The organism is Terribacillus sp. JSM ZJ617, from assembly GCF_044383785.1.
Taxonomy (GTDB): Bacteria; Bacillota; Bacilli; order Bacillales; family Amphibacillaceae; genus Terribacillus.
The window spans coordinates 635,332-660,478 of sequence record NZ_JBISEQ010000001.1 but is presented as its reverse complement, the minus strand read 5'-3'; the positions used below and the strand labels follow the sequence as shown (position 1 = coordinate 660,478).

The following is a 25,147-nucleotide window of genomic DNA, read 5'->3' as shown; positions in this document are numbered from 1 at the left end:
TTTTTATGGGCTTTTCAGCTCTATCAACGGTTTCCATATCCGCAGCATCCAGCGCTGGGAAAGTACCAGTACAATGCTTAGTGTGACAATCAGGAGACCTAACACATCCAGACTATTGCTTACTTCGAACAAATCATCCACCCTGATCCACTGAATGAAGAATCCGTGCAGGAGATAAACATACAGTGTTCGCTGTCCATACTTCGTAAAAGCCATTTCTTTGTTTGGTACAAGCGCCAGTACGCTAATCATCATCAGCCCTGAAAACATATAGACCGACAAGCGGATCAATCCGCCTGCTTCCCCGGCCCCTAAAACTGCATAAGATTTCGATCCGAGCAGCCAGTCAGTCGGGAAGTCAGGATAGAGATAAAATAAAGCACCTGCTGCCAGCAGCAGCAGTCCGCCTCCTATCCTGACAGGCATGCGCCGAAGTACGGCAAGCTGATCCTTTGTCACCCAATATCCGATTAAGAAAAACGGAAAGAAGACAAATGTCCTGGAAAGGCTCATTGCTCCTCCAATTTCATTAAAGTAACCCACTAACAAACCTATGAACACTGCTAGCGGTATACCAAGGCTGGGACGTATCCTTTTGAATGGAATAAGCAGTATATGCCAGCAGAACAAGCTAAGTAAAAACCACAGCGCCCATTGCGGCACAAGAATGGATTCCATCCAGCCCTCTTTTCCGATCATGTAATAGTAAAACGTGTAGATGACTTGGAAAAACAAAAACGGTAAAAGCAGCTTTTTCGCGAGTTTTTCAATGGCAGCTTTATTGCCTGCCCCCCTTGCAAAAAAACCAGCCAAAAAGATAAAAATAGGCATGTGAAAGGTATATATCATTGTATAGCTCCATTGCAGGAATAACATGTCCTGATACGGCTGAATTAGATGTCCGAATACGACAAAGGCAATCATAAGCAATCTTGCATTATCAAAATACGCATCGCGTTCCATTCTATCGCTTCCTTCTTCCGGATGTATTCTTCCATAGTAAGGAGCACGGAGCAAAAACGCTATAGCAGACGCGGCTTCTTCATCTACTTGTTAGCCAGCTGTCAAGACGCTGTCATATACGACATCCATGTGTAAAAAGAAGGGCAGAATTATCCAGCTTCCGGTTTCTTTTTAGGTCGGCTTGCCGTCTTTTTCCTCGTGGTCTTCTTGGCTGCGGGCTTATCTTTTTTAGCTTTATCGAGAGATGCCTGCAATGCGTCCATCAAGTTGGTTACATTGCTAGGCTGTTTCTTAGCTGTAGGAATATGAACTTCTTCATGATCCCGCTTCGCCTGAATCAAATCAAGCAGTGCTTCGCGGTAATCGTCATTGTACTTCTCCGGATCGAATGTAGCTGTCAGCTGTTCAATAAGCAGCTTAGCTGTTTTCAGCTCTTTATCGACAATAGCATCCTCTGCAGGGATATTCGGCACATCAGCGACATTTCGAACCTCATCGGGATAATGGATCGTCTCCACAACGAGCACATTCTTATACACACGTATAACAGCCAGCTGCTGCTTCGAACGGATGACCATAGAGGCAACACCGATTTTCCCTGTATCTTCAAGTGCTTTTCGCAATAAGCTGTATGCTTTTGTTCCGCCTTCATTTGGAGACAAGTAGTAACAGCGTTCAAAATAGATTGGGTCAATTTCCTCTAAGCTGACAAAATCGACGATCTCCACTGCTTTGTCTTCCTGCTCCTTCTGCAACGCCTGCAGCTCGTCCTCATCCAGCACGACAAATTTATTCTTCGTGTATTCATAGGCTTTGACGATATCCTCTGTCTGTAATTCCTTCTCACAATGCGGACAGACTTTTTCATACTTTACCGGTGTGTTGCATTCTTTATGCAGCTGCCGCAGCTTCACATCTTTATTTTCCGTAGCAGCATGCATTTTCACGGGAATATTCACAAGCCCGAAGCTGATTGTTCCCTTCCACATCGTATGCATGAACTAATCACTCCTTTTTATCCTAGTTTGTACGTCTGTTCCATGTTTAATTCCGGTGCAATGCTTCAAACTAAGAAAGAAAGGAGTGGAATACGATGCAGGTAATGAAACCAATCTATCGAGATGATTGTCCGGTCGGGGAAGGATGGATTTATGAGGTGAAATATGACGGATTTAGAGCAGTTCTGACAGTTGCAAATGACAGTGTGACACTGACAAGCAAAAATGGAATCGATTTATCTCCCCAATTTCCCGAGATCATCTCGTATGCTGAACAGCAGATGGATTTAGTGGATAAGCACATCCCTTTCTCAATTGATGGTGAACTGATCATTCCTAAAAATGCACTTAGCGGTGATTTTGGTTTGCTTCAAACACGCGGCAGATTGAAATCAGCTGATCGGATCAACCAGATTGCGTCTAACCGCCCTGCTGTGCTGATGGCCTTTGATTTGCTGATTGACCGTGGTAAGAATCAGGAAAAACGGCGGCTGACTTCCAGGAAGCAAGCATTACAGGAGCTGATCGACCTATTCGATAATCATTCAGGAGCTATACGGTACGTGGATTATTCCTTAGACTCAACTGCTTTGATGGATTCTGTCATTTTGCATCAGGGTGAAGGCATCATAGCTAAACGCTCAGCGAGTACATATAAGACAGGAGAGCAGCATCATGACTGGTATAAGATCAAGAATTGGCGTACAATTACTGCGGTCCTGACAGGATATGATAAGGAAAATGATTATTTCCATGCACAGCTTTCAGATGGAACAGGTCATTTCGTGCCGATAGGAAAATGCAAGCATGGGATGGAAGAAACAGAGCGAAGCACACTGACTGCTTTTTTTAAGGAAAATGGAAAAACAGAAAATAATCTCCTGCTTCTCCCTCCAGCAGTTTGCGCCAAGATAAATTGCCTAGGGCAGGCGGACGAGGAATTACGCGAACCTAGATTCCATAGTTTAGCCCCCACAGTGGCAGCAGCCGATTGCACAGAACAGCAAGCAGCCATAGATCTTGCCCAGTTTCCGCAATCAGTCGAGCTGAGCAAACTGGACAAGCTATATTGGGAAGAAGCACATATTGATAAGCTGCGTTATCTGCTTTATATCCGGACCGTCGCACCATTCATGCTGCCTCATATGATAAATCGGGAGATGACGATTATCCGCTGCCCCGACGGAATTGAAGCGGACTTTTTCTATCAGAAGCACAGACCTGATTATGCACCTGATTTTATTCCAGATACGAAGTCATTGCAGTGTCCGGACTTGCAGACGTTGATTTGGTTCGCAAACCACGGAAGTATCGAATTTCATGCACCATTTCACCATATCGGAAATGAGTTTCCCCGGGAAATCGCGATTGATCTTGATCCACCAATGGATGATGCACTTCCTCTGGCCATCAAGGCTGCAAATTTGCTTAAGAACTGGCTGGATCAAATGCAGCTCTCTTCGTTTATCAAAACTTCTGGCAGCAAAGGGTTGCAGCTGTACATCCCGTTACCTAAAAACCAGCTTACTTACGAACATGCAGGCACCTTTACAGAAGCATTGGCAAGATTGCTCGTACAGCAGCATCCAGATCTTTTCACAATTGAAAGAATGAAGAAAAATCGCCATGAGCGTTTGTATATCGATTATGTTCAGTTCGGTATGGGAAAAACACTGCCAGTTCCATACACGGCACGAAAACGCAGCAGCGGCACTGTCAGTACTCCATTGTTTTGGGAGGAAGTAAAAGAGGGTCTCTTACTTGAGGACTTCACCATTTTCACTGTGCCAGAGCGCTTACGCAAAAAAGGCTGCCCCTTTGCTTCCTATGGGGAAGCCCGGAACAGCCAAAGGCTGGATTCTATCATCCAATTGGTATGATCATTTGAATTCGAACGCCCATGCTCCTTGGCGGAAGACTGCGACTGTAGTGCCGTCTTCTTTCACGCCATCGATATCCAGATCAGCAGATCCGATCATGAAATCTTCATGCATGATGCTGTCATTCACGCCTGCTGCTTCGAGTTCTGCGGCTGTCATATCATTCCCGCCTGCAATACAAGTCGGATATGCTTTTCCTAATGCAAGGTGGCAGGAAGCATTTTCATCGAACAATGTATTATAAAAAATCAAACCGGATTGTGAAACTGGAGACTTATGCGGAACAAGTGCTACCTCGCCAAGTCGTTTAGCACCAGCATCCGCTTCCAGAAGGTTTTTCAGCGCTTCTTGGCCTTTTTCTGCCTTATAGTCAACCACTTCGCCATCCTTGAAAGTCAGCTGGAAATTTTCGATCAGCTGGCCATTGAAATTGTAAGGCAGTGTACTGGAGACTGTACCGTTCACACCATTCTTGTGCGGCATTGTGAATACCTCTTCAGTTGGTATATTGGCATTGAAATCGACCCCTGCGTCTGTCGGACCAGAACCGCCGCTCCAAATATGCCCTTTTGGAAGCTCGATTGATAAATTTGTACCTTTTGCTTTATAAATCAATTTGGAGAACTGCTGCTTATTCATATAATCGGCAGCTAGGTGCAGCTGTTTATTATGCGCCTTCCAGGCAGCATTCGGATCTTCATTCCCCGTCACGCGGCTGATGCGCAGGATTTCTTCCATCATTGCTTCCTGTGCTTCCTCGACCGATTTGTCCGGGAACACTTTCTTGGACCATGCTACGGTCGGATAAGCAACGATTGACCATTGCATTTTGTCCTTCATCATGTAATCACGATATGGTGTTAATCCTTTTCCAGCAGCTTTCATATAAGCCGCAACTTTGGATCCATCTACTTTTTCCAAAAGATCAGGATTCTCACCAAGAATATTCAGAACTGCGTAATTGTCCTTGACCATTTCGTTACGCGCATGAAATTTCCATGCAGGTACATTCTCCAAAGCTTCTATCGGAGCATGTGTATAACGCTGAACGACCAACTCATCATCTAACCACTCTGTATGTACATCTTTAGCACCTGCTTTATACGCCTCTTCTGCTACCATGCGAGTGAAACGAACAGATTCAATCGGTGCTACAAGCAGTAGTCCTTGTCCTTTTTGCAGATTAACACCGGTCTGGATAGCCAGTTTGGCGAATTGCCGAAGCTGTTCTTCGAATTTTTTCATTTGAATACCCCTCCATTAAAACAAATATACCCACCTATTATATCGTAAAATTAGAATATTCACGAAACATTAGACATAACTGAATGTTTTGCGTAAGAATAATTAATTTCCTGAGCAGTCAAAAACCCGAACTCACACAAATCTTTTTTTGAAGATTCATGTCAAAGTTCGGGCCTTCGATTTAGTCCACTATTATTTATTCGTCAAAGCTTGCTCCAATGTTTCGATATTTTTATCCATCAGACTGAAGTAATCTTCACCTGCATCGATTTCTTCCTCCGTGACCGTTTCCAGGTTATGGATTCTGAGTACGTCTGCTCCGATTTCATCTTGAACGATGGTTGCAACCTTTGGCGAGATATTCTGTTCGAACAATACATAATTCAGCTTGTTATCTTCTGCAGTATGGATGATTTCCTCTAATTCCTGCTGTGAAGGTTCATTTGTCGGTGAAAGACCAGTTATAGCAATTTGTTCGATACCATAACGATCTTCCCAGTATCCATACGCTGCATGAGAAACGATGATTTTCTTGTTATCCTTGCCTTCTACAGCTTGTTGGAATTTTTGATCAAGTTCGTCCAATTCTTTCGCTACCGCTGCATAGTTGTCTTCATATGTTGTTTCGTTATCTGGGTCAAGCTCAACAAGTGTATTTTTCATATTCTCCGCCATCTGCTTTGCACGTTCCGGATCAAGCCAGTAATGCGGATCGATACTTCCATGGTCGTGCTCTTCTTCTGTTGCCTCTTCTTCATGATCATGTTCATCTTCCGTAGCCTCATGGCTGTGATCGTGCTCTTCTTCCGTAGCTTCGTGACTATGATCATGCTCTTCGTCGAACGGAAGCAGGTTGATACCATCTGCTAATTGGGCTATCTTAACATCTTCGTCCCCTACCGCATCGGCAATCGTTTTAGCGTATGTTTCCAGCTCATCACTCGAATAGAGGAATGCATCTGATTTCGCGATATCCACCATCTGATTCGACGTTGGCTCGAAGTTATGTGCATCACTTCCAGGCGGAAGTACGGATTCCACTTCCACTTGGTCGCCGCCAATTCGTTCAGCAAAATACTGAATTGGATAAATCGTTGTATAAACCTTAAGCTTTCCATCTTCTGTGCTTTTTTGACTGTCGACATTTCCACAAGCTGCAAGCAGAACCAAAAGCAAGGCCGTGCTGATTAAAAATAATGATTTCTTCAAAATGATTCCTCCCGTTACATATAAGCTCTAATCGAGATTATATCGTAACCATTACTATTTGTAAACAGTAATAATTACGTTTCGTTCACAAAAAAATACTGCCTATCAATTATTGACAGGCAGGGCAAATGCCATACACTTCGAAATTATGGTTTTCTATTGTATAGCCACCTGGCAGCACCGTTTGCACATCTGCTATAGGACAAACATCAATAGCTTTCGTAATGCCGCATTGTTTGCAGATGAAATGATGATGATGGCCTTCTATATTGCAATGGAAGCGGAAATGCTTATCACCGTCAATAGTTGTCATTTCCAGGATACCAAGTTCGGCCATCGTATAAAGATTACGGTACACGGTATCGTAGCTGGCACTCGGAAAGTCCTCACGAAATTCCTTCCAAAGATCATTCACCGCAGAATACTGGGACCGTTTCTGGAAAATATCCAGTAGTTTTTCGCGCTGCTTTGTCTGCTTAAAGCCATTTTCCTTCAGAATATGCATCGCACGTTCATTATTCATACGCTTTCCGTCCTTTATCTTGCAAAATTATTATGATTTCTTCTCGATATTCAGGTCTGCCTCTAAGCTTACTTCCACATTCCCTTTAATCGCTCTTGTGATCATACAGCTTTCTTCCGCCTTGACGGCAAGCCTCTCCAGCATCTGGAATTGCTTCTCTGTCGCTTCTTCTTTCAAATTTACTGTAGGTCTATGGATAATTCGCTTATACGTAATTACGCCATTTGTTTCGTCAACAATACCTTCTGATTCCAGTTTCATTGATGATAGTGGCAGATTCGCACGTTCGATCATTGCTGCTAACGTGATGATATAGCAAGTAGCCGCTGCTCCGAGCAGCATCTCATCTGGATTCGTACCGGTGCCGGGACCACCCATTTCTGGCGGAATACTGATTTCCGTCTTCAGGTTCCCTGCTTCTATTGTACCGGAGCTGTTTCTGCCTCCCGGCCAGGCTGCCGCTAAATGAAAATGATGTTCTGACATGGTACTCGTCCCCTTCTGCTATCGTTGTGCTATCTTCCATTTTAACGCTTCTAAGCAGGAAAAACAAAATGTCTGATCAAAAAACCTTCTACCAAAAGGTAGAAGGTTTTTTAAAATCATTCAGTTCCGCCAGCGGAATCCTCTTTTTTATGATCGCCTTTGTTTTTACCGGACACAATCCAGCCGACTACTGCAATTGCAACCAATACACCATAGAAGATTAGTTTCCAAGTAGTGGAATGAGCAAAGTCATGTGGCAACACACCCACCGCATCATGAGCAAGTGTACTAACTGTGAGCTTAACCCCTACCCAACCTACGATAATAAAGGCTGCAATCTCCAAAGCTGGTCTAGAGTGGAGAAGGTCCACGAAAATGTTAGCTGCAAAACGCATAATGATCAGACCAATGATACCGCCTGCAAAGACTACATAAAACTGTCCGCTATCCATGCTTCCTACTTGGCCCCAGCCAGTCGGAGGAAGTGCAACAGCGAGTGCTACTGCAGCAAGAATGGAATCAACTGCAAAAGCAATGTCAGCAAGCTCGACTTTCAAAACAGTCATCCAGAAGCCACTCTCTTTTTTCGGCTTCTTGTTTGCCACATCATTGTTCTTGGCACTGAATTTGTCGTACAGGTTCTTTATGGATATGAACAATAGATACGCAGCACCAATCGCCTGTACTTGCCATACATCGACAAGGAAAGAAATGACGAATAGGGATAAGAATCTAAATACAAACGCGCCCATTAATCCATAGAAAAGTGCTTTTTTACGTTGATCTTCAGGCAAATGCCTTACCATGATTGCGAGTACTAATGCGTTATCCGCTGCAAGCAGTCCTTCAAGTCCGACAAGGACAATCAGAACCCAGCCATACTCGAGAAGTAATTGTGCATCCATGTAGTTACGCTCCTTTAAGTGTAGTATGCGATTATCTTTGCAATCATACCCCATCTTAGTAAAGGCGTAACACTTTTTACTAAAAAAAAGCGAGACCTTTACCAAGAAGGTAAAGGTCTCGCTAACAACGTCTGAGTTGCCAATAAAGCCGGAGATTTCTCTCGGAATGACGACTTTACTGTACAGCTACTCCCCTTTAAAAGCATATTGCGCTTATCACACATTCAGTTTAGTGGAATATAAGGCGGATGTCAACAATTTATTGCAGGTACTTGCCAAGATCTGCTTTGAGCTTCTCTAACAGCTCCAGACTGCTTTCCCGGCTTGAACTGTTTACACCATAATAACTCTTGATTTTCGGCTCTGTTCCGGATGGACGCAGGCATACCCAGCTATCCTTCTCGAGGAATAGTTTGATTACATTTTCCCGTGGAAGTGTGATTTTCTCTTCCGTATCGGATTCGAGAATACGGCGTGTTTGTGTGGAATAGTCCTCCACTGTAAGTACCTTCAGGCCGCCGAGCTCTTGTGGTGTGTCTGCGCGTACAGCATCCATCATAGCGGCAATCTTCTCAGCGCCATCCTTGCCTTTTAATGTAATGGAATGAAGATCTTCCAGGAAGAAGCCATGCTTCTCATACAATACATGCAATGCTTCAAGCAATGTCTTCCCTTGAGCACGCCAATGCGCAGTCATTTCGCAAGCGATCATAGCAGCCTGTACAGCATCTTTGTCACGGACAAAGTCACCGATCAAATAACCATAGCTCTCTTCATAGCCAAACAAGAAATTCTCGTCTGTTGTTTCGAATTGCTTGATTTTTTCACCGATATACTTGAAACCAGTAAGGGTATCGATTGTATCGACACCATAAGAAGCTGCTACCGCACGTCCCATTTCAGTCGTTACGATTGTTTTGATTAGTTTTCCGTTACGCAAATCAGCTTCTGAAGCATTCGCCAGCACGTAATCCAGCATCAATGTACCAAGCTGGTTTCCTGTCAGCACTTGATAAGCACCATTTCCGTCCTGTACAGCAACTCCGAGACGGTCTGCATCCGGATCGGTTCCAATCAGAACATCTGCTCCAATTTCCTTTCCTTGCTCCATAGCGAGTGTGAAAGCCTGATGCTCCTCTGGGTTTGGAGATTCAACTGTAGAAAACTCTGGATCCGGCTTTGCTTGTTCTTTGACCACATGAACATTTTGGAAGCCAAGCTGGTCCAAACCACGCAAAACAAGATCATGGGATGTACCATGCAGCGGAGTGAACACGATTTGAAGCTTGTCCAATTGCTCTCTCGCAGAATCAGACATATTAGAGATTGTTTTCAGTTCCTTCAGGTAGGCACTGTCCACATCTTCCCCGATCGAATGCAGCAAACCGTTTTCACGGATAGTTTCCAGATCTTCAACCTCCACCGCCAGTTCGTTTTCCACCTTTGCAATTTCCGCAATAATAGCTTCTGCCTGTTCAGGAGGAATTTGGCCGCCATCTTCGTTATACACCTTAAAGCCATTATATTCAGGTGGGTTATGGCTTGCTGTAATCATGATACCAGCAGCAGCGTTAAGATGACGTACTGCGAATGATAGAAGCGGAGTTGGTCGCAGGGATTCGAATACATGCGCCCGAATACCATGTGCTCCAAGAACACGTGCCGTTTCATCCGCGAACTCTGGAGACATGTAACGAGAGTCATATGCAACAGCTACGCCGCGCTCCTTGTAATCAGAAATGTTTTTTTCCATATATACAGCCAAACCTTCTACAGCTTTGCGGACAGTATAAATGTTCATCCGGTTTGTACCCGCGCCAAGCACACCACGCATACCACCTGTACCAAATGTTAATTCTTTATAGAAAGCATCCTCCAAAGCTGCTTCATCATCAGCAAGCTTCGTCAGCTCCTCTTTATATTTCGGATCAAGTGCTTTGAATGCAGTCCATTTCTTATATGTATCTTGCCATACCATGAGCTTTCCTCCTGAAAAATAAGTATAGTGATATCCTATCACATTTATAAGTTGAATTGGCGCAGAATCCCATCCTGCTGGAAATTTAATAAATACTTGGGGAAAGGGTTACGCCATAGCCCGGCTATGCTATGCTAAGCTATATCAATAATTGGAAAGGATACTGATCTAAGTTGACTCAGAAAAAATGGTTCCAAGGCCTTGTGGCCGCTGTTCTGACTTTCACACTTATACTGTTGATTGCGAAAGTCGATTTCATCTTCCAGCCTCTGGCTACATACATAGGAGCGATTGCATTCCCGATGATTGCAGCCGGCCTTCTATTCTATATCACCAAACCGCTCGTCCGGCTCCTGGAGAAAATCCGCTTCCCAAAATGGGTAGCCATCCTAACGATATTCCTGCTCTTGATTGCGCTGGTATATTTCGTCTACAAATTCGCTGCACCAATCGTGCAAACCCAATATCAGGCATTGGTGAATAACATCCCGGGCATCACAAATCAACTCACGTCGATTGTGGACTATTGGGAGGAGAATCACTCTGCATTACCTGATCAAGTGGAGGAATCCATTCAAAATTTCGCAGCAACCTTACAATCCAGCTTGCAGGATGTTCCAGGTTATCTGATCGGATTCATTTCCAGCCTGGTCAACTTCCTGTTCACATTGGTTTTGATACCCTTTTTCTTATTCTTTATGCTTAAAGACGGAGAAAAATTGATTCCATTTTTAACAAAATTTTTCGATAAGAAGAAAGGAGCAAGTGTAAAAAAACTGATGGAGGACTTGAATCATACGTTAGCATCCTTCATCCAAGGTCAGTTCATTGTATCGGTTTGTGTCGGCACGATGTTATTTATCGGATATGTGATTATCGATCTCAAGTATGCCTTCACTCTCGCTATTATCGGACTGGTCTTTAACGTCATTCCGTTTCTCGGTCCGTACCTAGCTGCTGTACCTGCTATTCTTGTTGCTTTATTCCAAGAACCAAAACTAGCTATCTTAGCTGCAGTCGTCATGCTCATTGCCCAGCAGATTGAAGGAAACCTGATTTCTCCGAATGTCATGGGAAAAGCACTGAGTATCCATCCGCTGACGGTTATCACGCTTATTCTAGCAGCCGGAAACATTGCTGGCTTCCTCGGTCTTCTGTTCGTCATCCCATTCTATGCCGTGTGCAAGACTATCATCTCCCACTTCTACCATGAATGGGTCGATTATAGGATGAAGAAAAAATCTGCTGCTGGAGTTCAAGCAGAATAGGAGGTCAACTATATGGTAAACAATCAGCCTCCCTTATGGACAAGAGCCTTCATTTTCTTATTGCTGGGGAATTTGTTCACTTTTATGAGCTTCCAGATGCTGCTGCCGAATCTGCCGCCGTATATCGCCTCCATTGGCGGCAGCAGCTTACAGGTTGGATTGGTAACAACAGCATTTTCGATTGCCGCAATTCTAATCAGGCCATTTATTGGCCATCTCCTGCTGACGAAGAAAAGGAAAACGCCGATACTGATCGGTTCTTTCCTTTTGCTCGTCTGTGCAATTCTATATCCCTTCACCCAAATCGTTACACTTCTATTAATATTCCGCTTCCTGCATGGAGCAGCTTGGGGATGGAGCACCACCACAAATGGCACAGCCGCGGTTGACCTTGTACCAAGAAGGCGTGTCGGAGAAGGCATGGGTTATTTCGGTCTTTCTATTACTATCGGTATGATCATTGCACCAAGTGTCGGTATCTTCCTCTATCAAACTTATAACTTTCGGACGCTAATTCTCGTATCGATCGTACTTGGCATGGTTGCTTTTCTATTTCTGGCACTAACTCGATATGCTGAACCTGAAGCATTGTCACGAAACCAAGCCCAGCCGCCTAAATTTTCTTTTTTCAAGTCATTGATCGAAAAGAAAAGTGCCTATCCTGTATTCATTACGTTTCTTACATCATTCGGGTACGGTTCTATCGTCACTTATCTTGTCCTTTTTGGACAGGAACAGCAGCTTACTGGAACATTTCTTTTTTATTTAGCCAATGCTTTATGCGCAACGGTTTCCAGACCATTTACTGGCCGATTGTTCGATGCCAAGGGACCTTGGGTGCTGATCATGGGTTGTTCCGTTGTTGCTTTCCTTGCCATGTGGATACTCAGCATAGCATCAGCTAACTGGTATTTCATCGTCTCCGGTGCCTTATTCGGAATCGGTTATGGGTCTATGATCCCCGCTTTGCAAGCGTGGACAATTTCCAAGACAGATGTAGAAAGAAGCGGCATTGCCAATGGTATGTATTATTCATCTATTGATTTTGGCATCGGTTTGAGTGCCATCATCCTTGGCATTCTGCATCAATTCGTTTCGACATCTACCCTGTTCCAAATGTCGAGTTTCCTATTTTTGCTCGTATTTTTGTTCACGTTGACTGATTTTGTTATCAAGCGTCGAAGAGATCAGCAGCTCGCTTTAAATGTAAAGAAATTATAAAGAATACAACAAAAATGAGATAAATCGGTAATCACGGGTAAACAGGTACTATCGTCCTTTTTTCTGCATACTTTGGTGCTTTCATTTGTATTTATTTATAAAAGCATGTAGTATAGGGATAATATTTTCAACATTGTATTTATTTCGGATAGCGATGTTGATGTTGTGTTTCTTCCATAACCCGTTTCAGAGCGGCAGCGGTTTGCAAGGGATTTCCCCGGGAACCGGGAATTCAGGCTTGCAAGATAACTGATTCCGGCTGAATGGGCTATTGAAGAGTATTTTAGGGTATTCCATACTTATAAGGAGGATCTACTTATGCAGACTACAAATGTTTTGGAGCTGAAAAAACAGTACGAACAGACACATTTCGAGCTGTTGAAATTGTTGAACGAACAGGCAAGCCTTAAGCAGCAGCTGAAGGATCTTCCTGAAAGTGAACGCAGCCAGTCCGAGAAACTCCTTCTGGCAGAACTAAAAGCACAGAATGAAGCTGGTGTGCTTGGAGATTCCACGATGGATTCGATCTTCAAGGCTGTTTTGCAAGCGAAGACGAAAGAAGAAGAGGCCGCGAGCAAGCGTCCGATGCTTGTATCCCGTGCTTATAAAAACGAAGATACAGTTATCGACTTGAAAGGTGAAAAGGTCGGTACTGGTAAAGCAAGCTTCGTCTTTGGACCATGTTCTGTGGAAAGCTACGAGCAAGTGGCTGCGGTAGCGGAATCCTTAAAAGACAAAGGACTTAAATTATTACGCGGCGGTGCCTTCAAGCCCCGTTCATCACCTTATGACTTCCAAGGCTTAGGTGTAGAAGGCTTGGAAATTCTGAAGCGTGCAGCGGATGAATACGATTTGGCAGTGATCAGTGAAATCGTCACTCCGCATGACATCGAGAAAGCACTTGATTTTGTCGACGTCATCCAAATCGGAGCACGTAACGCCCAAAACTTTGAATTACTGAAAGAAGCAGGACGTACCAACAAACCTATCCTGCTTAAACGTGCCCTGTCTGGTACTATTTCAGAATTCATTGCAGCAGCTGAATACATCCACTCCGAAGGCAATGGCCAAATCATCCTTTGCGAGCGCGGTATCCGCACGTATGAGACAGCGACACGGAATACATTGGATATTTCGGCTGTACCAATCCTGAAACAGGAAACGCATCTTCCTGTAATGGTTGATGTAACACACTCTACTGGCCGAAAAGATATCATGCTTCCATGCGCGAAAGCTGCATTGGCTGTCGGTGCAGATGGAGTCATGGCTGAAGTTCATCCAAATCCTGCTGTTGCATTGTCTGATGCAGGTCAGCAAATGGATATTCCAGCATTCGATAAATTCTACAAAGAACTTGCTGCCTTCCAAAGCAAGATCTAATAGGAAGAGGACCGTCACTATTTTGTGACGGTCCTCTTTTTATTTAAAGTCGATTGCACAGCTCTCAGCGATTCTTCGATAGCCAATTTTCTGGTACAGCTTGTTGGGTCCGGGATCATCCGCATTTGTGAACAAGCAGCAGAATTGCTTCCCATCCTCCAGCAATTTCGCAGAAAGTGCTGCTACGAGCGTCTGAGCATATCCCTTTCGCTGCTGTTCCTCAGGAGTGAATACCGCGTTAATCACAATCCCGTTCCGGCTTTCTCTTGAGCAGCCAGCCATACTTACGATCTGACCATCAACCGTCCAGACGTACATCCGCTTTTGCGCAATCAGTCTGCCGATTACTGTATCCGCTCGTTCCTCTGTCATATGTTCTCCAGTAACTTTTCCAAATTGCATTAGCCAATCACGTAACAGGACGAAATCATCATTAACGGCTGCACGCATCTCCCCTCTGGCAGTACTTATATCTGTTACTTTATCGAGCTGATAGATGAACTGGTTCATGTGTACTTTTACCTGTGTTTCGTTCAGCTGCTGCCAAGCTTGCGCAAATTGATTCGCTTGTTTTACTGGGCCGACAACTCCGGGCAGATTGGGTGTCAATGTTTGAACAAGTTCAGCCAGCTGGGCAGCTTCTTCATCAGTCCAGACTGCGCCCTCAGACAGGATGATCCGATTTCCTTTTGTATTCAAAAAGACTATTCGAATTCCTTCATGGTCCTCTCCATACCCAAAAACCGCACCCATATCTTCTCCCTCAGCCATTCTGCCAAGCAAACCCAACAGAAGATTATTTTCTGCTTCACGCTCCAATAAAAATGATTCAGCTTTTGCCAGCAGCCGATACACATCCTGTTCTTGGATATAACGCATCCTTTCCCCTCCTCGCTTGACGTTTAGACTTCTTCTTTCCTATTCTTAGTGTAGAGGTGATGATATGAATAGACAAGAGCTGGAAACCAAACTGGCTGAATTGAAAATGACGTATGCAAGCGTGCAGGCAGACGCTGATAAACTGGCATCAAGCGGTGCTGGCGCAGCCCACATGGAAAGACAGCTTGAGGAGATGGAAATCGAGATCAAATCGCTTCGCCAGCAGATCCGGGCACTGGAATAATTCCACAGTTCCCGGATATACTAATACATGCAGAGTATTTGGATTACACATAAAAAAAGCGTATAATGGGTATAATGAAAACGCATTTTTTGCGTTTATTTTTTTAAGGGAGAGATTTTATACATGAATAGTCCGGATGATCCTGGGAGTCCAGTTTTACTCCAACTCGTATTGATTGGTATTTTAACAGTACTGAATGCTTTTTTTGCTGCAGCAGAAATTGCATTGGTCTCACTGAATAAGAACCGCATCTCGCAGCAAGCAGACGACGGTGATAAGAAAGCGGCAATGCTGCAAAAACTTATTGCTGATCCAAGTAAGTTCATCGCAACTATCCAAGTGGGTATTACGCTGGCAGGCTTCTTCTCAAGTGCCTCAGCTGCTACCGGACTTGCAGATCGATTCGCTGGTGTACTTGGAGATATTCCTTACGCACAGCAAATCAGCGTGGTGGTCATTACTGTCTTGCTGTCTTATGTAACACTTGTATTCGGTGAATTATTCCCGAAAAGGGTTGCCCTTCAAAACGCGGAGAAGATTGCCAGATTCTCTGTCACACCGATTCTATTTATCAGTAAAATCGCAATGCCATTCGTCAAATTCCTTTCCTTCTCCACGAATGTACTTGTGAAAATCACACGTGTAGGAAATGATGCAGAAGCTGAAAAGGTCTCCAGGGAAGAGATCAAACTTCTGGCTCAGACGGGACAGGAGGAAGGAATCCTGAACGCGGATGAATTCGATATGATCAAAGGTGTTTTCGACCTTGATGATAAAATTGCACGTGAAATCATGACGCCGCGGACGGATACATTCACCCTAAGCATCGATACTCCAGCTGAAGAACTTGCAGATATTCTGCTCGAACAGAAATATTCCAGAATTCCGGTCTACCAGACAGACAGCGATACTATCGTCGGTATACTGAACATGAAGGATTATTTCAAAGCAGTACGAGAATATGGATTTGATGGAGTGCGACTCGAAGCTATTTTGCGGGAAGCACATTTCGTGCCCGAGACTAAATACATTGATGACCTTTTAAAAGAATTGCAGCAGACACATAATCATCTTGCAATCCTGATCGATGAGTATGGCGGCTTTTCCGGTATCGTCACGATGGAAGACATGATTGAAGAGATTGTCGGAGATATAGATGATGAATACGATGAAATCGAAGGAGAGCTGACCCGTATCGATGATAATACGTATATGGCGAGCGGTTCCCTTCAAATTGATGAATTCAATGATTTCTTTGATACAGATATCGATGTACCGAACTTTGATACGATTGCAGGCTTCATTCTAAGCCGCATCGGTTCGATCCCTGATGAGGATTCCGATACAGTTGTGGAATATGAAAACATGCTCTTCACTGTAGAATCTGTACGGGATAATCGACTGGAGAAAATTAAAATTGAATTGAAGCGCCCGCATAGCGAGGCAACGATTTAAAATAAGAAACTGCCTGTTCCATAACAGGCAGTTTCTTATTTTTCGTCTAAAAAGCGAGGAAGCCTCTAATCATGTTATGCTGTATATAACGAGAAATAGGAAAGGGTTTTGAACGTGGAAGCTACAGCGCAGCAAATATTGAAGGATTATTACGGCTACGATACCTTCCGTAAAGGACAAGCCGAAGTAATCGAGCACGTGATGAAGAATGAAAATACATTAGCGATCATGCCGACAGGCGGAGGAAAATCGATTTGTTACCAGGTGCCCGCTTTAATGCGCCGTGGTACCGCACTGATCATCTCTCCGCTTATCTCCCTAATGAAGGATCAGGTCGACGCACTGACGGCAATGGATATACCTGCCGCTTATATAAACAGCACACTCGAAGCTGGCGAAATGGAATGGACGATGCAGCAAGCTGCAGAAGGTGCCTTTACCTTCCTTTATGTGGCACCAGAGCGACTGGAGAATTCTCGTTTCCTGCACATGATCCGTCGCCTTTCGATAAGCCTGATTGCTTTTGATGAAGCTCACTGTATTTCTCAATGGGGACATGATTTTCGCCCAAGCTACCGATCCGCTATCAGCATACTGGATAAACTGACAGAGACACCGCCTGTCATGGCTCTGACCGCTACCGCTACGCCGCAGGTAGCAGACGATATCCAGAGACTTTTGAATATCCAAGAAGACTTCACGACTCGCACAGGCTTTGCTCGTGATAATCTACGCTTTCAAGTAGTTAAAGGTGCAGATAAGGAGCGCTACATCCTGGATTTCATTCAAAAACGCAAGCAGGATACCGGTATCATCTACGCACCTACTAGAAAGCTAGTCGATCAGCTTTCCCTGTTCCTTGACCGACAAGGAATCAAAACAGCCAAATACCACGCCGGCATGAGCGAGGCAGACCGACAGGACGCACAATCTTCCTTCATCCAAGATGAAGTCAGTGTCATGATTGCAACGAATGCTTTCGGAATGGGTATCGATAAAAGTAACGTACGTTATGTTCTGCACTATGCCTTGCCTATGAATATGGAAGCCTATTATCAGGAAGCAGGCCGTGCAGGTCGTGACGGTGAACCGAGTGATTGTGTACTGCTCTTCTCAGGGCAGGATGTACATTTGCTGAAGTTCCTAATTGAAAATTCATCTTCCGATACACAAGCGGAATATCAAAAACTGCAGCAGATGATGAATTACTGCCATACACAGAACTGCCTCCAGACGTATATGCTTCATTATTTTCAAGATCCGCACATCCCAGAGGATTGCGGCAGATGCAGCAACTGCCTGAATGAATTCGAGAAAACGGATATGACACGAGAAGCGCAGATGGTACTTTCCTGCATCAAACGGATGGATGAGCGCTTTGGTGCTGTATTGGTTGCGAAGGTATTGAAAGGTTCCAAGGACAAACGAATCAAACAATTCGGTCTCGAAAGTCTTTCCACGTACGGAATCATGAAAAATCGGACAGAAAAGGATATCACACAGTTCATTCATTATCTTTCTGCTGAAATGATTCTCGCTCCAACTGATGATAAATATCCTGTTCTGACACTAACAGATGAAGCTGTCCAAATTCTTAAAGGTGAAAAGAAAGTAATGATGCAAATTGCCAAAGCTACGGAGACAGCCGAAGCGGATTATGATGAAGCGTTATTCCAAGAATTGCGGGAATTGCGCAAGCAGATTGCCCAAGCAGAAGGACTGCCTCCATACGTCATCTTCTCGGATGCAACACTAAAAGAGCTATGCCGATACATTCCGCATACGCAAGATGAGATGCTGGGGATCAAAGGTATCGGGGAAAGACGGATGGAACAGTATGGCGATCAATTCCTTGAAGTGCTAAAGCAGCATGAGCAGACAGCGATTGTACCTAACCGTGATCAAAAGCCATTACTCCAGGAAAAGCAAGATACTCCAAGTCATCTAATCAGTTATGAAGCCTTTGAGAAAGGCAGTTCCATGGAAGAAATAGCAAAGGATAGAGGCTTGACTCCAATGACTGTCAGCAATCATCTTTTCAAAGCCTATGCAGATGGAGAAACGCTGGACCTGCAGCAATTTTTCACATCAGAGCAGGAAACAGCAGTTCTGGATGTACTGAAGCAGCATGATACACTTCCAAAGCTTCGGGAAATCAAGGAACAAATGGATGTAGCGTGTGACTACCATGCCATTCGTGCTGTACTCGTGCACCATGGTATTCTAGATCAATGAAAAACCCGCATTACTGGCTTACTCCAGTAATGCGGGTTTTTATTTAATCGAATTTGATTGCCCAGCTACCATCACGGAAAACAGGTTCGGATGATCCATCTGCAAAAATGCCGTCAATGGAAAGGTCTGCTGATCCGATCATGAAATCAGTATGTGTCAAACTGTCGTTAACTCCATGCTTATCAAGCTCTTCCGCATTCATGGAAGCTCCGCCTTCCAGTGTAGTCGGATAAGCTTTTCCTAAAGCAACGTGACAGGAAGCATTTTCATCATATAGCGTATTGTAGAAAATGAGACCAGACTGGGAAATTGGAGATTCATGCGGTACTAATGCAACTTCCCCAAGACGCAAAGCTCCCTCGTCTGTTTCAAGCAAGTGCTTCAATGTCTCCTGACCTACCTCGGCTTTATAATCGACAACCTTTCCTTCCTTAAAGGTAAGTGTGAAGTTATCGATTGTATTTCCATCATAAATCAATGGTTTTTTACTTGTAACAGTTCCCTCAACGTCGTATTTATGCGGCATCGTGAACACTTCCTCAGTCGGCATATTCGGATTGAATTCAATACCGCCTTCGGTAGTAGAAGAACCGCCTTTCCAAATATGACCTTCTGGTAAGCCAATTGTCAAATCTGTTCCTTCAGATTTAAAATGCAGCTTCTTGTACCGTTTACCATTCAGTACGTCGCGGGCATTGTGCAGCGTAGCATTATGATCCTCCCACGCCTGAATCGGATCGTCCTGATCAATACGGACAATCTTGAAAATAGAATCCCAAAGAAGCTTCGTTGCTTCCTCAGCAGATTTCCCCGGGAAGATTTTTTGTGCCCAGGCGTCTGTCGGAATAGTTATGATCGTCCATGGAACGATATCATTCATTGTATAGTGACGAAGATGCTGCAATGCTTGTGCGGTAGCTTTCGTTGCCTGCGCTACTTTATTTCCATCCACATCTTTAAGGAGATCAGGGTCAGTGGAGCGGATCTGCAGAAGGGCTGCACCCTTTTTCATATAATAAGCACGCTGCTCTACCAGCCAATCAGGGATGTCTGACAGTACTTCCTCGGATTGATGCTTATATTTCAATAGCATGAGAGTATCATCTGACCAATTGATATGTACCTCACTTGCGCCCAGCTCATAAGCACGTTTTGCAATCAAGCGGACAAATTCCGCTCCGTCAAGCGGTGCCATGATGAATAGTGGTTGATCCTTCTGGATATTTACTCCTGTGCGCAAAGCGACCTCAGCATATTTTTCTAATAATTCCTTATCTGGCATTGGAATCAATCCTTCCCGTCATTAAATTCAGACTATTCTTCCATTCTAGTAAAGTATGCGCAAATTGGCACGAAATATGCCTTGGATGTGTAGCTGCGGTGACCAGGAACTGCGATGTAAGCAATGTATCCCTGCATGGCGAAAAGCGCCCCACTCCGGGCTCCTTTGCTTACCGCTCCGTTTCTAAACGGTTTCTTTCGCTTTTCTATTGTCTAGCTTCATAAGCCAGGAACTGCGCCGGAAGCGATAAATCCCTACGAAAGGAAAAAACACCTTTCTTCGGGCTTTCTCACTTCCTTCTTCGTTCCTAATCGGCTTTTTCCGCTTTTCTATTGTTTCTGGCTTTCGATTTCTTCTACTAGCAGGGATAATTCTTCCCATCGCTCCATCTTTTGTTCCAGTTGCTGTTCCAGCTCCTGTTGCTCGGTAAACAGTTCTTGGACACGCTCACTGTTACTGCCTGCCTCGGTTATCCCTTCGGCACACGCTTCCAGTCGCTCTTCCAGATCAGCAATTTCGTCTTCTATAGAGTTCCATTCCTGCTGTTCTTTATAAGAAAGCTTCTGCTTTTTCTTTTCTTTCTGCGCTTGGACGGGCTCTGCCTTTGTCTGCTGCAGTTTCGGCTGTTCCTGAACCTTTTCCCGGTACTCGCTATAGTTGCCATAGAACGTTGAGACTTCCCCTGCTCCTTCGAAAAGGATTAGCTGATCCACTACACGGTCAAGGAAATAACGATCGTGGGAAACCGTTATGACGACACCTGGATAGCTCTCCAGATAATCTTCCAGAATGCCCAATGTTTCCGTATCCAGGTCATTGGTCGGTTCATCTAGAAATAGGACATTCGGTTCCTGCATCAATACACGAAGTAAATACAGCCTTTTTCGCTCACCGCCTGATAAACGGTGGATATACGTATATTGATGATTCCGCGGGAATAGGAATTGCTCCAGCATCTGTTCTGCTGTGATGATGTTTCCATCTGCAGTATGGATAACTTCGGCTACTTCCTTAATATAGTCAATAATGCGCAGCTGCTGATCCATATCCTGCTGCAGCTGTGTATAATACCCCAGCTTTACTGTCTCTCCGGTCTCAACCTCCCCTGCTGTCGGCTGAATTCTGCCTGCAAGTGTATTCAAAAGGGACGTCTTCCCGCTCCCATTCGGACCGATAATTCCAATACGATCTCCTGGTTTGAACAGGAAGTCGAAATGACTGAATAACGGCTTATCCCCGAATTCGACCGTTACTCCTTTTGCCTCCAGCACTTTCTTTCCTAAACGGGCTGCTCCAACCTGTAAGTCCAGTTCGTTCTCCTGTGTCTGAAACTTGGTTTCTTTCATTTGCTCTACTCGCTGGATCCGTGCTTTTTGTTTGGTTGTCCGGGCTTTTGCTCCGCGGTGCAGCCATGCAAGTTCCCGGCGCAATGTATTCTGGTGCTTTTCCTGATCCAGCAGTGTCTGAGCCTTCCGTTCTGCTTTTTTCGTCAAATATGTTTCATAGTTTCCTTCATATCGATAGAGACTGCCCATCTCCAATTCAAAGATGTGGCTCGTTATCCGATTCAGGAAATACCGATCATGTGTTACAAGCATAAGAGCTCCAGGATAGCTAGGCAGATAGCCTTCAAGCCATTCGATTGTCTCGTTATCCAGATGGTTTGTCGGCTCATCCAGAAGCAGCAAATCAGCAGGCTGAATAAGCGCTTTTGCTAATGCTACCCGTTTACGCTGTCCACCTGATAAAGTGTCGACAAGAGCTGTATAATAATCTACTCCAAGCTTCGTCAGAATTGTTTTCGCCTGCGTACTTGCATCCCATGCATCTTCTGCATCCATTTTAGCTTGAAGGGTGAAAAGCCGATTTTGCGTCTTTGCGTTATCTGGCTCCTTCTCCAAGCTTGAGAGTGTTTCCTCATATGCACGAATTGTCTGCAGGATTGGACTAGTACCGCTAAAAACTTCCTCCAGAACAGTTTTACCCGGAGTCAATTCCGGCTCCTGGGCCAAATAAGCCAGCTGAAATGTTTTGCTGTGGTCGATGTTTCCGCCATCCGAACTTTCGATACCAGCCAATACCTTCAGCAAAGTTGATTTTCCAGTTCCGTTTACACCTACCAGACCAATTCTTTCGCGGCTTTCGATGTGGAATTCGATTTCCTGAAACAGCTGTTTATCTCCATATGTCTTCGTAAGATTCTCTACACTGAAAATACGCATGTACTCCTCCTTCCCGGACAAGGAAAAAGCCGCCCGTACAGGCGGCTTTTCCTCATCCATCCCTGCTTATTGCTGCGGCATGGACTTTCTGGCACCATGATTGACAGGGCCTACATATTGATTAAGCTTGAAGCCTCCGCGAATCGCTTCTGTAATGAATGTCTTCGCTTCATAAATCGCTTCTTTCACACTGCTGCCGTTCGCCAGCAGCGCACAGATAGCTGCAGAACTTGTGCAGCCAGCACCGTGAGTATAAGTCGTATCGACATTCTCACTCTCAAGTATTTCAAAGCTTTCTCCGTCATAAAGCACATCAATTGCTTTATCTGTCTCAAGCTTGCTGCCGCCTTTTACAAGGACGTATTTCGCACCGAGTGCATGGATTTTCTGTGCTGCTTCTTTCATTTCTTCCACAGAATGAATCAGTGGCATTTGCGCCAGTTTAGCAGCCTCGAACAAGTTAGGTGTGATCACAGTCGCAAGCGGGACCAGTTTCTCACGGAGACTAACTGTGTTTTCCGGCTGCAGTTCTTCATCCGCACCTTTACATACCATAACCGGGTCAATTACTACATTTGGTATATTGTTTTCTTTGATCATGTTTGCAGCCAATTCGATGATTTCCGGAGAACCTAGCATTCCTGTTTTCACTGCATCAACACCAGCACCCACTACGATCGTATTGAGCTGTTCCTTTACAGTATTCACATCAACCGGGAATACATTATGATGCCAGTTATTATAAGGATCCATTGCAACGATTGTCGTCACAGCAGACATTCCGTATACGCCAAATTCCTGCATTGTCTTCAGATCCGCTTGGATACCTGCTCCGCCAGAGGAATCTGAGCCTGCAATTGTCAAAGCTTTTTTCATGTCCGTTACCCCTTTTGCACACATGCTGTCATTTTTTTCACTAGTTTTATTATACTCCTTTTCCTCCATGACTATCAACCAGCCTGCATATAAGCAAAGAGATGGAGTTAACTTTTGAGGAATTCTGCATTATATAAGGTTTTTCGTCAATCCTCTCTCCTTTTACTGGAAAACTATGTTGGATTTGTAATACAATGAATCTAGTTGTTTTTACCTATTTTATTAAGGAGGTGTTCCCTGTTGGAAGAGTATGGATTGGAAGAATCATATTTAAATAAGAGTTCTGCGCTCCATCGCCGGCATTATGGTCAGTATTTCACCCCCGATTATATTGCACACATGATGAAACAGTGGGTGCTGCATAATCTGGAGGGCAGGAGGCTGCTTGATCCTGCTGTCGGTATGGGGAAGCTGGTTAAAGATATACCAACTACATATGATATAGACGCTTACGATGAAGACTTAGAGATTCTGGAAGCTAACAGGCACTTTTTCTCATCCCATTCGTCCATTCAGCTATATGAGCATGATTTCCTTGTAGATGGATGGGACAAAACATATGACGGTATTATATGCAATCCTCCCTATATTCCTTTCCGAAACGAAGATGAGAAGGAAATCTACTTAAACCTATTCCGGCAGAATATGGGCGTCTCGCTTTCTACATATACTAATTTGTACGGTCTATTTATATTGAAAGCACTGCATCAGTTAGAAGAACACGGACGCGCTGCATTTATTGTACCGTCAGACTTTTTGAATGCACGGTATGGGACGAAAATAAAAGAATACCTTCTGAATGATAGCGGCTTGGAAATGATCATAAATACTGACATCCAGATGGGCTGGTTCAAAGGGGCAGCGACTACCAGCTCTCTCCTGCTATTCGATAAGTCAAACAGAAGTGGCACAATTGAGTTTATTCGAACGCAATCCAATGAGGAGCTTCAGCAGGCAGCAGCATATATGCTGTCTGATCGGAAAAAGCCCCTGGGTATCATTCGCCGCCAACAGGATCTGGCCCCAGCTGATAAATGGAGATTACATTTCTATCAGGAAGACCAGAAACGTTTCAAGAACGTCCAGCCGCTTAACCATTTTGCTGCAGCTAAACAGGGTATAAAAACTGGATCAAATCAGTATTTCTGCTTCAATAATAGCAAGATGCGCCAGTGGAACATCGGCAAGCAGCATTTTCTGCCTTGTATTTCTAAATCAGCACAATTGAAAAATCCCTTTTTTACGTATATTGATTATAAACAGCTCGTGCAAGAGGATGAACAAATGCTTTTGCTGAACGCTGATGATGAACAATTAGATCATGCATTGGTACAGTATCTGGAGGATGGCAAGGCCCACCGCGTAGATCAGCGCCACCTCATCCGATCCCGCAAACCATGGTACCGGTATCCTGTATTGGACGCAGCTTCGATCTTGGTAAGTGTATTCAACCGGAAGCAGATACAGTTTGTACGAAATAAAACCAATGTCCGCCATCTGGACCAGTTAATCGGTATTCATTTTTATGAGGAATATGAACAAGATGCAGATCTTTTCATGGCTTATTTCCTCAGTGACAGAGCGCAGGAGCTAATGGCAAATCCTCACAAGGAATACGGTAAGGATCTGAAGAAACTGGAGCCTGATGATCTGAACTCATCCCTTGTCTTGGATGTTCACGCACTTTCTGAGGATCAGAAGCAGGAAATCCGCAGTCTATACGGACGAATCGAATATTTAACGACACATGACGGAGATCAGCGGGAATTGGAGCACCACTATCGGCTGCTGAACGAGTTGTTTCATGATTGGATTCAACCATATGAGGAAGAGGAGCTGTAAAAAAAGCTCCTCTTTTTTTGATTAAAAACGCTAAACTATTCCTGGATTCCTCCGAT

Annotated in this window: 20 protein-coding genes; 8 read left to right on the top strand and 12 right to left on the bottom strand. The window is 44.3% G+C overall.

Features of this window, described 5'->3' with window-relative positions:
• Nucleotides 1-3: 3 nt before the first annotated feature.
• Both ACH6C1_RS03220 and ku read right to left on the bottom strand, forming a co-directional pair.
• Nucleotides 4-963, bottom strand: coding sequence for an acyltransferase family protein (locus ACH6C1_RS03220; protein WP_374074571.1), 960 nt, complete (start codon nt 961-963; stop codon nt 4-6).
• 149 nt (nt 964-1,112) lie between these two features.
• Nucleotides 1,113-1,961: a non-homologous end joining protein Ku gene (gene ku, locus ACH6C1_RS03215; RefSeq protein ID WP_095221000.1), complete on the bottom strand. Its 849-nt coding sequence runs from the start codon at nt 1,959-1,961 to the stop codon at nt 1,113-1,115.
• 95 nt (nt 1,962-2,056) lie between these two features.
• On the opposite strand from ku, the gene ligD reads away from it, so the two are divergent.
• Complete coding sequence (ligD, locus tag ACH6C1_RS03210) at nt 2,057-3,841, top strand: DNA ligase D (protein WP_374074568.1); 1,785 nt, start codon at nt 2,057-2,059, stop codon at nt 3,839-3,841.
• Here the strand turns inward: ligD and ACH6C1_RS03205 are convergent, their stop codons facing one another.
• The 6 genes from ACH6C1_RS03205 to ACH6C1_RS03180 all read right to left on the bottom strand — a co-directional run bounded on the left by ACH6C1_RS03205 (nt 3,842) and on the right by ACH6C1_RS03180 (nt 10,187).
• Nucleotides 3,842-5,086: an aminopeptidase gene (locus ACH6C1_RS03205; RefSeq protein WP_374074566.1), complete on the bottom strand. Its 1,245-nt coding sequence runs from the start codon at nt 5,084-5,086 to the stop codon at nt 3,842-3,844.
• A gap of 192 nt (nt 5,087-5,278) precedes the next feature.
• Entirely contained in the window at nt 5,279-6,295 is a 1,017-nt protein-coding gene (locus tag ACH6C1_RS03200) for a metal ABC transporter solute-binding protein, Zn/Mn family (RefSeq protein WP_374074564.1), read from the bottom strand.
• Nucleotides 6,296-6,404: 109 nt separating this feature from the next.
• Nucleotides 6,405-6,818 carry a Fur family transcriptional regulator gene (locus tag ACH6C1_RS03195; protein WP_374074562.1) on the bottom strand — a complete coding sequence of 138 codons (414 nt, stop codon included), beginning with the start codon at nt 6,816-6,818 and terminating at the stop codon, nt 6,405-6,407.
• A 30-nt stretch (nt 6,819-6,848) separates the two neighbouring features.
• On the bottom strand, nt 6,849-7,304 hold the full coding sequence (locus ACH6C1_RS03190) for an OsmC family protein (protein ID WP_374074560.1): 456 nt from the start codon (nt 7,302-7,304) through the stop codon (nt 6,849-6,851).
• 116 nt (nt 7,305-7,420) lie between these two features.
• A complete protein-coding gene (locus tag ACH6C1_RS03185; RefSeq protein WP_095221011.1) occupies nt 7,421-8,209 on the bottom strand; it encodes a TerC family protein in 789 nt (262 codons plus the stop codon).
• A gap of 259 nt (nt 8,210-8,468) precedes the next feature.
• Nucleotides 8,469-10,187 (bottom strand): phospho-sugar mutase, encoded by a 1,719-nt coding sequence (locus tag ACH6C1_RS03180; RefSeq protein ID WP_374074558.1) that lies wholly within the window; start codon nt 10,185-10,187, stop codon nt 8,469-8,471.
• A gap of 173 nt (nt 10,188-10,360) precedes the next feature.
• On the opposite strand from ACH6C1_RS03180, the gene ACH6C1_RS03175 reads away from it, so the two are divergent.
• The 3 genes from ACH6C1_RS03175 (at nt 10,361) to ACH6C1_RS03165 (ending at nt 14,056) form a co-directional block, all read left to right on the top strand.
• A complete protein-coding gene (locus tag ACH6C1_RS03175; protein ID WP_374074556.1) occupies nt 10,361-11,455 on the top strand; it encodes an AI-2E family transporter in 1,095 nt (364 codons plus the stop codon).
• Nucleotides 11,456-11,467: 12 nt separating this feature from the next.
• Nucleotides 11,468-12,676: an MFS transporter gene (locus tag ACH6C1_RS03170; protein WP_374074554.1), complete on the top strand. Its 1,209-nt coding sequence runs from the start codon at nt 11,468-11,470 to the stop codon at nt 12,674-12,676.
• Between the two features lie 318 nt (nt 12,677-12,994).
• Nucleotides 12,995-14,056, top strand: coding sequence for a bifunctional 3-deoxy-7-phosphoheptulonate synthase/chorismate mutase (locus tag ACH6C1_RS03165; RefSeq protein ID WP_366247836.1), 1,062 nt, complete (start codon nt 12,995-12,997; stop codon nt 14,054-14,056).
• A 39-nt stretch (nt 14,057-14,095) separates the two neighbouring features.
• On the opposite strand, the gene ACH6C1_RS03160 is transcribed toward ACH6C1_RS03165, so the two are convergent.
• Nucleotides 14,096-14,935 (bottom strand): GNAT family N-acetyltransferase, encoded by an 840-nt coding sequence (locus ACH6C1_RS03160; RefSeq protein WP_374074551.1) that lies wholly within the window; start codon nt 14,933-14,935, stop codon nt 14,096-14,098.
• A 64-nt stretch (nt 14,936-14,999) separates the two neighbouring features.
• On the opposite strand from ACH6C1_RS03160, the gene ACH6C1_RS03155 reads away from it, so the two are divergent.
• The 3 genes from ACH6C1_RS03155 to recQ all read left to right on the top strand — a co-directional run bounded on the left by ACH6C1_RS03155 (nt 15,000) and on the right by recQ (nt 18,869).
• A complete protein-coding gene (locus tag ACH6C1_RS03155) occupies nt 15,000-15,179 on the top strand; it encodes an SE1832 family protein (RefSeq protein WP_095221023.1) in 180 nt (59 codons plus the stop codon).
• 123 nt (nt 15,180-15,302) lie between these two features.
• Nucleotides 15,303-16,634, top strand: coding sequence for a hemolysin family protein (locus ACH6C1_RS03150; RefSeq protein ID WP_366247839.1), 1,332 nt, complete (start codon nt 15,303-15,305; stop codon nt 16,632-16,634).
• A gap of 114 nt (nt 16,635-16,748) precedes the next feature.
• Nucleotides 16,749-18,869, top strand: a complete 2,121-nt coding sequence (gene recQ, locus ACH6C1_RS03145; RefSeq protein WP_374074549.1) for a DNA helicase RecQ — start codon at nt 16,749-16,751, stop codon at nt 18,867-18,869.
• Between the two features lie 43 nt (nt 18,870-18,912).
• Here recQ and ACH6C1_RS03140 read toward each other — a convergent pair whose 3' ends face one another.
• The 3 genes from ACH6C1_RS03140 to pdxK form a co-directional block, all read right to left on the bottom strand.
• A complete protein-coding gene (locus ACH6C1_RS03140) occupies nt 18,913-20,151 on the bottom strand; it encodes an aminopeptidase (protein ID WP_374074546.1) in 1,239 nt (412 codons plus the stop codon).
• A 329-nt stretch (nt 20,152-20,480) separates the two neighbouring features.
• Nucleotides 20,481-22,373 (bottom strand): ABC-F family ATP-binding cassette domain-containing protein, encoded by a 1,893-nt coding sequence (locus tag ACH6C1_RS03135; RefSeq protein ID WP_374074544.1) that lies wholly within the window; start codon nt 22,371-22,373, stop codon nt 20,481-20,483.
• Between the two features lie 66 nt (nt 22,374-22,439).
• Entirely contained in the window at nt 22,440-23,249 is an 810-nt protein-coding gene (pdxK, locus tag ACH6C1_RS03130; RefSeq protein ID WP_374074542.1) for a pyridoxine/pyridoxal/pyridoxamine kinase, read from the bottom strand.
• A gap of 240 nt (nt 23,250-23,489) precedes the next feature.
• Between pdxK and ACH6C1_RS03125 the strand changes: the two genes are divergently transcribed.
• On the top strand, nt 23,490-25,091 hold the full coding sequence (locus tag ACH6C1_RS03125; protein ID WP_374074540.1) for an Eco57I restriction-modification methylase domain-containing protein: 1,602 nt from the start codon (nt 23,490-23,492) through the stop codon (nt 25,089-25,091).
• Nucleotides 25,092-25,147: the final 56 nt, after the last annotated feature.

Bases quoted from the DNA above. Each gene is read 5' to 3' on its own strand.
- ACH6C1_RS03220 (WP_374074571.1), bottom strand. From the start codon at position 963: ATGGAACGCGATGCGTATTTTGATAATGCAAGATTGCTTATGATTGCC.
- ku (WP_095221000.1), bottom strand. From the start codon at position 1,961: ATGCATACGATGTGGAAGGGAACAATCAGCTTCGGGCTTGTGAATATT.
- ligD (WP_374074568.1), top strand. From the start codon at position 2,057: ATGCAGGTAATGAAACCAATCTATCGAGATGATTGTCCGGTCGGGGAA.
- ACH6C1_RS03205 (WP_374074566.1), bottom strand. From the start codon at position 5,086: ATGAAAAAATTCGAAGAACAGCTTCGGCAATTCGCCAAACTGGCTATC.
- ACH6C1_RS03195 (WP_374074562.1), bottom strand. From the start codon at position 6,818: ATGAATAATGAACGTGCGATGCATATTCTGAAGGAAAATGGCTTTAAG.
- ACH6C1_RS03190 (WP_374074560.1), bottom strand. From the start codon at position 7,304: ATGTCAGAACATCATTTTCATTTAGCGGCAGCCTGGCCGGGAGGCAGA.
- ACH6C1_RS03185 (WP_095221011.1), bottom strand. From the start codon at position 8,209: ATGGATGCACAATTACTTCTCGAGTATGGCTGGGTTCTGATTGTCCTT.
- ACH6C1_RS03180 (WP_374074558.1), bottom strand. From the start codon at position 10,187: ATGGTATGGCAAGATACATATAAGAAATGGACTGCATTCAAAGCACTT.
- ACH6C1_RS03170 (WP_374074554.1), top strand. From the start codon at position 11,468: ATGGTAAACAATCAGCCTCCCTTATGGACAAGAGCCTTCATTTTCTTA.
- ACH6C1_RS03165 (WP_366247836.1), top strand. From the start codon at position 12,995: ATGCAGACTACAAATGTTTTGGAGCTGAAAAAACAGTACGAACAGACA.
- ACH6C1_RS03160 (WP_374074551.1), bottom strand. From the start codon at position 14,935: ATGCGTTATATCCAAGAACAGGATGTGTATCGGCTGCTGGCAAAAGCT.
- ACH6C1_RS03155 (WP_095221023.1), top strand. From the start codon at position 15,000: ATGAATAGACAAGAGCTGGAAACCAAACTGGCTGAATTGAAAATGACG.
- ACH6C1_RS03150 (WP_366247839.1), top strand. From the start codon at position 15,303: ATGAATAGTCCGGATGATCCTGGGAGTCCAGTTTTACTCCAACTCGTA.
- ACH6C1_RS03140 (WP_374074546.1), bottom strand. From the start codon at position 20,151: ATGCCAGATAAGGAATTATTAGAAAAATATGCTGAGGTCGCTTTGCGC.
- ACH6C1_RS03135 (WP_374074544.1), bottom strand. From the start codon at position 22,373: ATGCGTATTTTCAGTGTAGAGAATCTTACGAAGACATATGGAGATAAA.
- pdxK (WP_374074542.1), bottom strand. From the start codon at position 23,249: ATGAAAAAAGCTTTGACAATTGCAGGCTCAGATTCCTCTGGCGGAGCA.